Source organism: Flavobacterium sp. (genome assembly GCF_031381455.1).
Taxonomy (GTDB): domain Bacteria; phylum Bacteroidota; class Bacteroidia; order Flavobacteriales; family Flavobacteriaceae; genus Flavobacterium.
The window spans coordinates 14,868-27,682 of sequence record NZ_JANMXZ010000010.1; the positions used below are offsets into that span (position 1 = coordinate 14,868).

The 12,815-nt window shown below is 35.2% G+C and carries 9 protein-coding genes; 8 read left to right on the forward strand and 1 reads right to left on the reverse strand.

All coding sequences use genetic code 11. The features are described from left to right. The first annotated feature begins 42 nt into the window (after positions 1-42). The 3 genes from RMN97_RS03220 to proC all read left to right on the forward strand — a co-directional run bounded on the left by RMN97_RS03220 (position 43) and on the right by proC (position 4,460). Positions 43-1,656, forward strand: a complete 1,614-nt coding sequence (locus RMN97_RS03220) for a CTP synthase (protein ID WP_309613080.1) — start codon at positions 43-45, stop codon at positions 1,654-1,656. Between the two features lie 35 nt (positions 1,657-1,691). Next, the gene (gene yidC, locus RMN97_RS03225) at positions 1,692-3,587 is read left to right on the forward strand and encodes a membrane protein insertase YidC (RefSeq protein WP_309613081.1); all 1,896 of its coding nucleotides are present in this window, start codon (positions 1,692-1,694) and stop codon (positions 3,585-3,587) included. A gap of 72 nt (positions 3,588-3,659) precedes the next feature. Then, positions 3,660-4,460, forward strand: a complete 801-nt coding sequence (proC, locus tag RMN97_RS03230; protein WP_309613082.1) for a pyrroline-5-carboxylate reductase — start codon at positions 3,660-3,662, stop codon at positions 4,458-4,460. A gap of 49 nt (positions 4,461-4,509) precedes the next feature. Here the strand turns inward: proC and RMN97_RS03235 are convergent, their stop codons facing one another. Then, complete coding sequence (locus RMN97_RS03235; protein WP_309613083.1) at positions 4,510-5,478, reverse strand: fasciclin domain-containing protein; 969 nt, start codon at positions 5,476-5,478, stop codon at positions 4,510-4,512. Between the two features lie 257 nt (positions 5,479-5,735). Here RMN97_RS03235 and RMN97_RS03240 point away from each other — a divergent pair, with 257 nt between their 5' ends. The 5 genes from RMN97_RS03240 to RMN97_RS03260 all read left to right on the forward strand — a co-directional run. Then, the gene (locus tag RMN97_RS03240; RefSeq protein ID WP_309613084.1) at positions 5,736-6,533 is read left to right on the forward strand and encodes a hypothetical protein; all 798 of its coding nucleotides are present in this window, start codon (positions 5,736-5,738) and stop codon (positions 6,531-6,533) included. 147 nt (positions 6,534-6,680) lie between these two features. After that, positions 6,681-7,868: a tRNA 2-thiouridine(34) synthase MnmA gene (mnmA, locus tag RMN97_RS03245; protein WP_309613085.1), complete on the forward strand. Its 1,188-nt coding sequence runs from the start codon at positions 6,681-6,683 to the stop codon at positions 7,866-7,868. Positions 7,869-8,044: 176 nt separating this feature from the next. Further along, a complete protein-coding gene (locus tag RMN97_RS03250; protein ID WP_309613086.1) occupies positions 8,045-9,658 on the forward strand; it encodes a S8 family serine peptidase in 1,614 nt (537 codons plus the stop codon). A 22-nt stretch (positions 9,659-9,680) separates the two neighbouring features. Continuing rightward, a complete protein-coding gene (locus RMN97_RS03255) occupies positions 9,681-10,625 on the forward strand; it encodes a nitronate monooxygenase (RefSeq protein WP_309613087.1) in 945 nt (314 codons plus the stop codon). Between the two features lie 390 nt (positions 10,626-11,015). Beyond that, positions 11,016-12,815: hypothetical protein (locus RMN97_RS03260; RefSeq protein ID WP_309613088.1), on the forward strand; the 1,800-nt coding region annotated here is incomplete at its 3' end.

Genomic DNA, 12,815 nt, shown 5'->3' on the forward strand with positions numbered 1-12,815 from the left:
CCTCGTTTTTACAACAACTACAACACAACAACTACAAAAAAAATGAATCAAACAAAATACATTTTTGTTACCGGCGGTGTGACTTCTTCTTTGGGAAAAGGAATCATCGCAGCTTCTCTAGCCAAGTTACTACAGGCGAGAGGTTATCGAACGACCATTCAAAAATTTGATCCTTACATCAATGTTGATCCCGGAACGTTGAATCCATACGAACACGGTGAATGTTTCGTGACCGATGATGGAGCAGAAACCGATTTGGATTTAGGGCATTACGAACGATTTTTAAATGTTCCTACTTCGCAAGCCAACAATGTTACAACAGGAAGAGTATATCTTTCGGTAATAGAAAAAGAGCGAAGAGGCGAATTTTTAGGTAAAACAGTTCAGGTTGTTCCTCATATTACAAATGAAATTAAAGAACGCATGCAATTGCTTGGGAATTCAGGCGATTTTGATATAGTGATTACTGAAATTGGCGGAACGGTCGGTGATATTGAGTCGTTGCCTTATATAGAATCGGTACGTCAATTGGTATGGGAATTAGGTGAAAGCAACGGAATCGTAATTCATTTGACATTAGTTCCTTATTTAGCTGCAGCCGGCGAATTAAAAACAAAACCAACGCAGCACTCTGTTAAAACTTTGATGGAAAGCGGTATTAAAGCAGATATTTTAGTTTGTAGAACCGAGCATGAATTGTCGGATGAATTGCGTCAGAAGCTTGCTTTATTTTGTAACGTAAAACGCGAAGCGGTTATTCAGTCTATCGATGCTTCAACGATTTATGAAGTGCCAAACTTAATGCTTGAAGAAGGTTTGGATATTGTTGCATTGAAAAAATTAAACTTACCAAAAAAGGCAGCTCCGGATTTGAGAAATTGGAACACTTTTTTACACCGATTAAAACATCCAAAACAAACTGTGAATGTAGGTTTGGTTGGAAAATATGTTGAGTTACAAGATTCTTATAAATCAATTTTAGAATCATTTATTCATGCTGGTGCGGCAAATCAAACCAAAGTGAATGTGATTTCTATTCATTCTGAATATCTTGATGCCAAATCGGCAGAAGAACAACTTCAGAATCTTGATGGCATATTAGTTGCACCCGGATTTGGTGGTCGTGGAATTGAAGGAAAAATTGATACGGTTCGTTATGCTCGTGAAAATAACATTCCGTTTTTCGGAATTTGTCTTGGAATGCAAATGGCGGTTATCGAATATTCGAGAAACGTTTTGGGTATAAAAGATGCCAATTCAACTGAGATGAATGAAGAAACACCAGACCCTGTAATTTCGATTATGGAAGAACAGAAAAACATAACTGATAAAGGTGGAACAATGCGTTTGGGGTCATGGAAATGTGATATCGTTGATGGAACTTTGGCTCACAAAATATACGGAACAGCACAAATTCAGGAGCGTCACCGTCATCGTTATGAATTTAATAATGAATATAGACAACAATTAGAAAAAGCAGGATTAATTTGTTCGGGAATAAATCCGGAAACAAGTTTGGTTGAGATTATTGAATTAGAAAACCATCCTTTTTTTATAGGAGTTCAATACCATCCGGAATATAAGAGTACGGTTGCAAATCCACACCCAATTTTTGTTAGCTTTGTGGCCGCAATGGTAAAACATAAAAACAATTAAAACACTGAATCCCGAACCTTCGGGACAGCATTATTATGGAAGAAAAGAAATTTGATTTTAATACAATTATTGGTTTTGGTTTGATCTTCGTTATCATCATTTGGATGATGTATAACAACAGAAATAGCGAATTGAAAGAGCAACAGGAAAAAGCCAAAACAGAGAAAGCTGCAAAAGCAGCTGCAGCGATAACTCCAAAAGAAACTACTAAAACCATAACAGATACTGCTGTTGCCGATTCTGTTAAAATTCAAAAACTTCAGGGTACTTTGGGGAGCTTTGCTTACTCAGCGACTTTGCCCTCTGCTACAGCAAATTTCACGACTTTAGAAAATGAATTTGTAAGCTTAAAAATTGCTAACAAAGGTGGTTATGTTGTTGAAGCAATTTTGAAAAAGTATGAAAGATTCAAGAAAAATTCGGGACAATTAATAGAATTGATAAAAGATAATAATGCCAGTTTTAATCTTCAATTGCAAACCAAAGACAATCGTGTATTAAATACGAAAGACTTATATTTTGAGCCAACATTGACCAAAGTAGGAGACAATCAAATCCTTTCTATGAAGTTAAAGGCAGGAGCAAATGAATATTTGGAGTATAAATATGTTTTAGCTCCAAACAAATATTTAGTCGATTTCGATATCCATTCTCAAGGACTTAATACTGTTTTAAATGCTTCAAAACCGATTGACTTGCAATGGGATTTGAAAACGTACCGAAATGAAAGAAGTATTTCCTATGAAAACCGTTATGCCGAAATTTATTTTGAGCATGAAGATGGGAAAATCGATTACGTTGGACAAGGAAATGATAAAGAGGAAAATCCTGAAAAGACAACTTTTATTGCCTTCAAACAGCATTTTTTCTCAAGTATATTGTTGACCAAAACACCATTTGCCACAGCAAAATTACATTCAGAGAATTTGGTAATGGATGATAAGAAAGACACAATTTTCACAAAACAATATAAAGCAACAATTCCATTAGCATTTACAAATGGAGAGTTAGATTATAAAATGAATTGGTATTATGGTCCAACAGATTATAAAACTTTAAAAAATTACGACAGGAATCTTGAAAAAATTGTTCCGTTAGGTTGGGGAGTTTTTGGTTGGATAAACAAGTTTATTTTCATTCCGTTATTTGGGTTTTTAAGCTCGTTTATGGGATTGGGAATTGCGATTATTATCTTTACTATTTTGATCAAAATTGCAATGTCGCCTATTACGTTTAAATCATTTTTGTCGCAAGCTAAAATGAAAGTGTTGCGTCCTGAGATTATGGAAATTGGAGAAAAATTCAAAAAAGACCCAATGAAAAAGCAACAGGAAACAATGAAACTTTACAACAAAGCTGGAGTAAATCCTATGGCTGGTTGCATTCCGGCCTTGATACAAATTCCGTTTATGTATGCCTCGTTTCAGTTTTTCCCTTCTGCATTCGAATTGAGACAAAAAGGATTCCTTTGGGCGGACGATTTGTCATCATTTGACCAAATATTCAAATTGCCGTTCAATATTCCGTTGTATGGTGATCACGTTAGTTTGTTCCCGATTTTAGCAGCGATTGCTATTTTCTTTTACATGAAAATGACTTCAGGTGATCAGGCAATGGCACAACCACAACAAGACGGCATGCCCGATATGGCTAAAATTATGAAAATCATGATTTATGTTTCACCGGTAATGATGTTGATTTTCTTCAACAGTTATGGTTCAGGGTTGAGTTTGTATAACTTTATTTCCAACTTAATTACGATAGGAATTATGTTGGTTATCAAAAGATATTTCATCAATAGTGAGAAGATTCATGCTCAAATTCAAGAGAATAAAACTAAAGTAAAAACAGAAAGTAAGTTCCAAAAGAAGATGAGAGAAATGATGGAACAAGCTGAAGCTCAAAAGCAATTGCAAAACAAAAAGAAATAATATTTCAGTAATACATTTTCAAAACTCTGTTTAAAAACATATCTTTAAACAGAGTTTTTAATTTTATAAGCCATGAGAGTACTAATAATTGGTCACGGAAATATGGGTAGAACTTATGCCAATAGTTTTATCAGTTCCCGATTTATCAAACCGGAAGATATTTTTGTTTTGGTCAGAAATGCTGATTTTTCTACCATCGAAAGCGCTATTCCAAAAGCTAATTTTTCGACTTTGGTTTCCGATAAAATCGGTGATTTTGACATTGTTATTTTGGCCGTAAAACCACAAGATTTCAGTGTTTTGGCACAATCAATAAAACCATATTTAAAAGACAATCAGATTATTTTTTCGGTTATGGCCGGAATTACAATAGCCAAACTAGAAAGCCAACTTTCATGCTCAAAAATAATGCGGTCTATGCCTAATATTCCAACACAAATAGGAATGGGAATGACTGTTTTTACTGCTTCGGGTAATGTTGACAGAAAAGAATTATTTATCATTCAAAACCTGATAAACACTACGGGAAAATCAGTTTATGTTGAAAATGAAAAACTGATTGATGCTGCCACAGCCATTTCAGGAAGTGGACCGGCTTATGTTTTTTATTTTATGCAATCCATGATAAAAGCAGCAGTTGATTTAGGATTTAATGAGTCGGAAGCAGAGTTGTTAGTCAATCAAACTTTTATGGGTTCAGTAGCAATACAAAACAGTTATTCATTATCTAACGAAGAATGGATTGCTAAAGTAGCTTCAAAAGGAGGAACGACTGAAAGTGCGTTACGAGTTTTTGAAAAAGGTATATTAGAAAAAACTATTATCGATGCCGTCAAAGCAGCTAATGACAGAGCTTTAGAATTAGGCTCATAAAAAAAGCGCAGTATTATCTGCGCTTTTTTTTACATAGCAATTTTAAAAGTTATAAAGTAGGCAAAAGTACTTTACTCAATACATGAATTACTCCGTTTGAAGCCTGAACATCAGTAGCTGCAATGTTGCATTCTCTGTTGTTAGCGTCTTTTAATCTTGCACCACCACTTAAAAGAACAGTAAAGGTTTGAGATGGAGCTAAAATTGGCGTCACAACTTGTCCTTCAGTTAATGAAGTTGAACGTACATTAGCAGGACTAACTACATGATAAGTCAATACTTTAGTCAAATTGGCAGCAGATACACTTGCAATTCCTCCTGGAGCTAATTCTGTATTTAAAGATGTGAAAGCTGCGTTGTTTGGAGCAAACACTGTAAACGGACCAGCACCTGAAAGAATACCCACAAAATCAGGTTGACCTGCGCTTGTCAATGCTCCTACTAAAGAGGTAAAGTCAGGATTAGCAATAGCATGATTCACTACAGTTGGTAAACCAATTACATTACCAACAACATGTACAACACCGTTACTTGCATCTAGATCAGCAGTTGTAACAATTGCACCGCCATTAGAGGCTCCACCATTAATAGTAACAACTCCACCAGATTTTTGAATATACATACTTAAGGTAGGAGAGTTTGCAGTACTATTGAAAGGTGACAACGTTGAAGCATAACCTGTTACTATGTCCGCACTTTTAACTTCTGCACCAATTACATGATTTAATAATACTTTCTTTAGTACATTAACGTCTACATTATCAACTGTAACAGAAGAACCAAGAGATGCAAAAAAAGTTTGAAAAGCTGTATTAGTTGGTGCAAATACTGTAAATTGACCACTGCCATCCAATGTAGCCGTTAGACCAGTTCTGTTCAAAGCAGTTACTAATGTGGAGAAATCAGCATTTTCTGATGCAATATCTACAATTGTTGGTTGGCTATCGCTGTCACTACTGCAAGAGAAAATGGTTAGCGATAAAAAAGCGATTCCGATAAATTTTGTTAATTTTTTCATAGTGTTTTTGTTTAATGTTTCATACAAATGTAAATAATTTTGTTTAACAAAAAATAAAAAAGATTAAACAAAATAAAATTTATGAAAAAATTAACTGTTTTGTTTAACCTATTAATCAGTCACTTAAAGCTATATACCCAATATTTTAAGATAGTTTATTTTTTTTGGTTCGCTATTTGGTTAAACAGAAAAGTTTTGATTGAAATAATTTTTTGAGATGTTTTACGTTATAAGTAAAGAACTATTTTTGTTGAAGCATGAAACAATTAGAAAACATGAAATACATCATTGCAATATTGTTAACCTCACTTACATTGTATGCTCAGGATTTTAATAAATTAGATGAAAACGGCAAGAAGCAAGGATTGTGGAAAGGTGTTTATGAAGCATCAAAACGACCTCGTTACGAAGGAACTTTTGAACATGGAAAAGAAGTTCGAATGTTCAAATTCTTTGATGATACTAAAGCCGGAACAGTAATCGCCACAAGAGAATTTAATGCAAAAGACAATTCGTGCTACACTATTTTTTACAATCAAAATAAGAATAAAGTAAGCGAAGGGAAAGTGTTCAACAAGCAATTTGAAGGCGAATGGAAATATTACCATGAAGATTTGCCAATTATTATGACATTTGAACCTTATGTAAACGGGAAACTGAATGGTATTAGAAAAGTATTTTATAAAAGTGGAGAAATAGCTGAAGAAACAACCTATAAGGATGGAGTTAAAAACGGAATTTATAAAAGTTATGCCGAAAACGGAATAGTGTTAGAGGAAACAAATTATAAAAATGGTTTATATGATGGGCCAGCAATTTATAGAAATGTTACTAATGAAATTTCGGGTCAGGGAGTTTATAAAAACGGAAAGAAAGTTGGCATTTGGAAAATGCTTGTAAAAGGAAAAATGAAAGACGTCAATATGAACTTCCAAAACAAAAATTTTAAAAAGCCAAAAATGCCTAATCAGTCAGATGTAAAGGTTGAAGTAAAAGATGCTGAAAAGCCAAATCCTGATCTAGAAAATGAAATCAAAAACAAAATGGGTAAATAAATAAGTTTTGTCTACGGTTGAATTGTTTTAACTGATATTATAATATAAAATTTTAGAGATTTTGCGGTAACTTTGCCGCAAAATTTTTTGTTTAATGAAATAGCTTTAGCTATTGCATATGACCAATAAAAACAATTAATATTTCAAATGAAACGAGTTGTTGTTGGACTTTCCGGTGGTGTTGATTCAAGTGTTGCTGCTTATCTTTTAAAAGAACAAGGCTTTGAAGTCATTGGTCTTTTTATGAAAAATTGGCACGATGATTCGGTTACCATTTCCAATGAATGTCCATGGCTCGAAGACAGCAACGATGCACTTTTGGTAGCTGAAAAATTGGGAATTCCTTTCCAAACAGTTGATTTAAGCGAACAGTACAAAGAAAAAATAGTCGACTATATGTTCAAGGAATACGAACAAGGACGAACTCCAAACCCGGATGTATTGTGCAATCGTGAAATTAAGTTTGACGTTTTTATGAAAATTGCTTTATCGCTTGGTGCCGATTATGTTGCCACTGGACATTATTGCAGAAAAGGAGAAATTGAAGTTGATGGGAAGCTAACGTATCAATTGCTTGCCGGAAAAGACGGAAACAAAGACCAGTCTTATTTTCTTTGTCAATTATCGCAAGAACAGTTGGCTAAATCTTTATTTCCAATTGGCGAGTTAACCAAACCTGAAGTTCGTGAAATAGCTACGAAATTAGATTTGGTCACAGCCGAAAAGAAAGATTCACAAGGTTTGTGTTTTATTGGAAAAGTTCGTTTGCCTGAATTTTTACAACAACAATTGCAACCCAAAGAAGGTTTGATTTATGAAATTGATGCAACTAGTTCAATATATAATCAAGAACAACCAATCTTTAATTCGTTAGAAGAAAAATTAGCATTTGAAAGCAAAGGAATTTCATATACTGCTGAAAGTGGAAAAATTGTGAGCAAACATCAAGGTGCACATTACTTTACCATTGGGCAAAGAAAAGGATTGAATGTTGGCGGAACAAAAGAAGCACTTTTCATCATCGCGACAGATGTAAAAACCAATGCGATTTATACTGGTCAAGGAGCAAATCATCCGGGCTTATTCAAAAAAACTTTGAAAGTGCAACCTTCAGAAACTCATTGGATACGCGAAGATTTAGCATTGAAAAATGGTGAATCGATGCAAGTAATGGCTCGCATTCGATATCGTCAAGCTTTACAGAAAGCAACTTTATATCAATTTGAAAGTGGTTTGTATGTTTCTTTTGACGAACCACAATCGGCTATAACGGAAGGGCAGTTTGTAGCTTGGAATATTGATGACGAGTTGGTTGGTTCAGGGGTAATTTCATAACTGAAAAACATCTGTTTTTTATCAAAAAAACTATACCTGAAGCCCACTGGGCTTCCTCCTTTTAATTTACTTCGTCAGTTCGCTAAGCTCGGGTCAAATGTAGCTTGGAATATTGATGACGAATTAGTTGGTTCAGGAGTAATTTCATAAATTAGCATTCTGAATGGGTTAATGCTATGAACAAACTTTTCTTTATTGTCCTTTTTCTTTTAAGTTTTTATGGATATTCTCAAGAAGACGCCTGGGTTTATTTTAATGATAAACCAAACGCTTCAGCACAGTTGAATACGCCTTTAGATTTTCTGACCCAACGAGCTTTAGACCGAAGAACCAATCAAGTTATTGCGTTGAATGAAAATGATGTGCCAATTCACCAACCTTATATTGATGGAATTACGACTGCAAACGGAATTACGGTTAAAGCAAAATCAAAATGGTTGAATTGTCTTCACATTCAAGGTAGTATTAACGATATTAATGCGTTGACTTTGTTGCCCTATGTAAATCGTGTTCGCTTTGCCGATGCTTCGTTGAATTCGAAAAGACCAACTCCGAGAACCATCAATCCGGTCAATAAACAGATGGATGTTTTGATCAATTTTAATTACGGAAATTCCAACAATCAAATTCAAATGCTAAACGGGCATTTACTGCATCAGGCAAATTATACTGGAACAGGTAAAATAATTGCGGTTCTGGATTCTGGATTTATAAACGTTAATTCAACAGCTCCTTTTCAGCGGTTATTCGATAATAATTTGATGCTAGGAGGTTATAATTTTGTTAGCCGGAACACCAACGTTTACTCGTTACACAATCACGGAACGATGACTCTTTCCTGTATGGGAGGTTATGTTGATGGTCAACTTGTTGGAACGGCACCAGATGCGCAATATTATTTATTTGTTACCGAAGACGTAACCCAAGAAAGTCCTGTAGAAGAAAGTTATTGGGTTGAAGCAGCTGAAGAAGCAGATAGGCTAGGAGCGGATATCATTTCTACATCATTGGGCTATTATGATTTTGATGATCCGAATTATGGTCATTATTATGATGAGTTTACAGGTAATACAGCCTTCGCTTCAAAAGGAGCTAATATTGCTTTTAGTAAAGGGATGATAGTTGTCGCCAGTGCTGGAAATTCTGGCAGTAGTGCCGAACCATACAATCATGTAGGTGTTCCGGCAGAAGCTACTAATGTTTTGGCTGTTGGAGCTGTTAAAGCTGATGAATCATATGCGACTTTTAGCTCAATCGGACCATCATTTGATGGAAGAATAAAACCAGATGTTATGGCGCAAGGACAGTCTTGTGTTATCGCTAATACAAGCGGCACTATTCAAACGGCAAGCGGAACTTCTTTTTCTTGCCCGATTTTGGCGGGAATGATAGCCAGTTTTTGGCAGGCAATTCCATGGGCAACAAACCAACAAGTTGTAGATTTTGTTAGGCAATCTGCCGATAGATTTGTTAATCCAACAAACCAATTTGGTTACGGAATTCCCGATTTTCAGTTGGCATTAAATAGCGCACTTTCTGTAAATCAAAATTCAGCAGATAGATTTTTAGTGTATCCAAATCCAGTTTCTGATGAACTTTTTATTTCGTTCCCTGCTACTTTTAGTGAAGCAAAAATTAGTTTTTACAATGGGTTAGGTCAAATTATTTTTGAGAAAAGTATTCAAAATACAGATGCTTCACTTTCATTGGAAAACATCAATTCTGGGATTTACTTCTTTAAAATAAATAGCAATTCGTTTGTTCAAACTGGAAAAATCATTAAAAATTAATACTGGACTCAATTAAGCATAAATGAACAAAATCACCCAACTTTTCAATATAAAATACCCAATTATTCAAGGCGGGATGATTTGGAATAGTGGTTATAAATTAGCCAGTGCTGTCAGTAATGCCGGAGGATTGGGATTGATTGGGGCAGGTTCGATGTATCCTGATGTTTTGCGTGAGCATATCCAAAAATGCAAAAAAGCAACGGATAAACCTTTTGGAGTTAATGTTCCGATGTTGTATCCAAATATTGAAGAAATCATTCAAATTATTATTGAAGAAGAAGTAAAAATTGTTTTCACATCAGCAGGAAATCCAAAAACATGGACAAGTTATTTAAAGGAAAGAGGCATTACTGTGGTGCATGTTGTAAGTAGCTCAAAGTTTGCTTTAAAAGCGCAGGAATCTGGAGTTGACGCAGTTGTTGCCGAAGGTTTTGAAGCAGGTGGACATAATGGAAGGGAAGAGACCACTACGTTTGCTTTAATTCCGATGGTAAAAGAACAAATTAATATTCCACTAATAGCTGCGGGTGGAATTGCTTCAGGAAGAGGAATGCTTGCCGCTATGGTTCTTGGTGCTGATGGTATCCAAATGGGTTCTCGATTTGCAGCGTCGTTTGAAAGTTCTTCTCACGATAATTTCAAGAAAACTATTATTGGAATAAAGGAAGGTGATACCCAATTAACGTTGAAAGAATTAGCTCCGGTGCGATTGATAAAAAATAAATTTTATAATGATATTCAAGACTTGTATTCAAAATGTCCAACCCCCGAAGATTTAAAAGCATTATTAGGAAGAGCCAGAGCCAAAAAAGGAATGTTTGAAGGAGATTTAGAAGAAGGTGAACTTGAAATAGGCCAAATAGCAGGATTAATTCATGAAATTAAATCGGTTGAGTCTATTATTGATGAGGTAATTCAAGAATTCAAAAACGCTTCAAAAGACATCCAAAACATTACTTTTTAATTCATTTTAATTTTACAAATAGTTGTTAATAGCTTTGCAATTGGACGCAAACTTATTAACAATTTTTTATTTTTAAAAGCGAAATCAGATTATTAATAACTCTAAAATTATTTTTTAATATTATTTAAAATGTTTTATTTCAATAAGATAAATCAATTTTAATTAGATGAGTTATTTTTATTTCTGTTGATTAATTTGTTTATAACATTTTAATAAGTCAAATTCTGTGTCTATTATTATGAGTAATATAGTGGAAGTATTTTTTTGCTTAGGAGTATACTATTAATATCAGTTTAAATCATTTTTGCTATATAAAAAATGTAACATTTAAATATAATGTAAAAGAGTATACGGTCAATCAGTAAAGAATTATCTAAAATTGAATTGCTTATGAGAATCACTACTCTTGTTAAAAATTATTCTGTTTACGTTTTTTTATTACTATCTCTTCTATGGTGTAATGATTCTGTATATTCTCAATGTCCTACTGTAACAAATGCTACCCAGTCATTTTGTGATACACAATCTCCAACTGTTGCGAGTCTTGTTGCTACAGATAATGGTGGTGGTATTAGATGGTATGCTAATGCTACAGGAGGATCTCCTTTGGCAAGCTCTACAAGTTTAATAAATGGTGAGGATTATTTTGCAGATTCTATTACAGGACCTTGTAGTACAAGACAAAGTGTTGTTGTTACAGTTTATTCTGCGCCGACTGGTGCAAATTTTCAAGGCGTTTGTGTAACCAGTGCTAACCAAGCGACACCATCAAATCCACAATTCGTAATATCTGGTAATGGTTTAAAATGGTACACAGTGCCAAGTGGAGGAACTGCTTTATCTCCTACAGCGGTTTTGTCAGATAACACTATTTATTATATTAGTCAGACTAATCCGTCTACCGGATGTGAAACTTCAAGGCTTCAGTTATTTGTAAATGTGGGAATTGTTCCAGTGCCAACAGGTAATGCTATTCAAGAATTTTGTAATAACAATCCGCCAACGGTTGGTGACTTAGTAGCTTCTGGTAATAATAATTGGTATTTGACATTGGCATTTGGAATTCCTTTAGATTTATCGACCCCACTTGTAAATGGTCAACATTATTATGCTACTACAATTGATCCACCGTGTGAAAGTAGTGACCGATTTGATGTTTTAGTAAATATTTATGAGCCAAACGATGCAGGTAATGATGGTAATAGAGGAATATGTGTTGATCAGATTTCTTCGACGGCTCCATTTGATTTATTTAATTTATTAGGTGGAACACCAGATAATACAGGTGTTTGGACAGGTCCAATTACTACAATTAATGGTTCTCAAGGTACTCTTGATGTGTCTACAATGACTTTGGCAGGAAGTCCTTACGTATTTACTTACACAGTCTCTTCGGCTTTATGTGCAACGGATACAGCAACAGTAACTATTACTATAAATCCAAAACCAACAGTAGCTGTAACTAGTCCACCGGTTTGTGCAGGCACACCAGCGACAGTAACGGCAACACCAACACCAGCAGGAACGTATACTTACACATGGACCGTTCCATCGGGAGCAACGAATCCCGGAAACGTAGCAACATTCACTACGACAATCGCAGGAGTTTATAGCGTTATCATTACCAATACCACTTCAACTTGTTCAAGTTTACCTGGACAAACTACAGTGGTTATCAATCCAACACCAACAGTAACAGTAACCAGTCCACCGGTTTGTGCAGGCACACCAGCGACAGTAACGGCAACGCCAACACCAGCAGGAACGTATACTTACACATGGACAGTTCCATCGGGAGCAACGAATCCCGGAAACGTAGCAACATTCACCACTACAACCGCAGGAGTTTATAGTGTTATCATTACCAATACCACTACAACGTGTCCAAGTCAACCCGGACAAACAACAGTTGTTATTAATCCGGTACCAACAGTAACGGTAACCAGCCCACCAGTTTGTGCAGGAACACCAGCGACAGTAATGGCAACACCGACACCGGCAGGAACGTATACTTACACATGGACAGTTCCATTGGGAGCAACGAATCCCGGAAACGTAGCAACATTCACTACCACAATAGCAGGTGTTTATAGCGTTATCATTACCAATACCACTACAACGTGTCCAAGTCAACCGGGACAAACAACAGTTGTTATTAATCCAGTACCAACAGTAACGGTAACCAGCCCA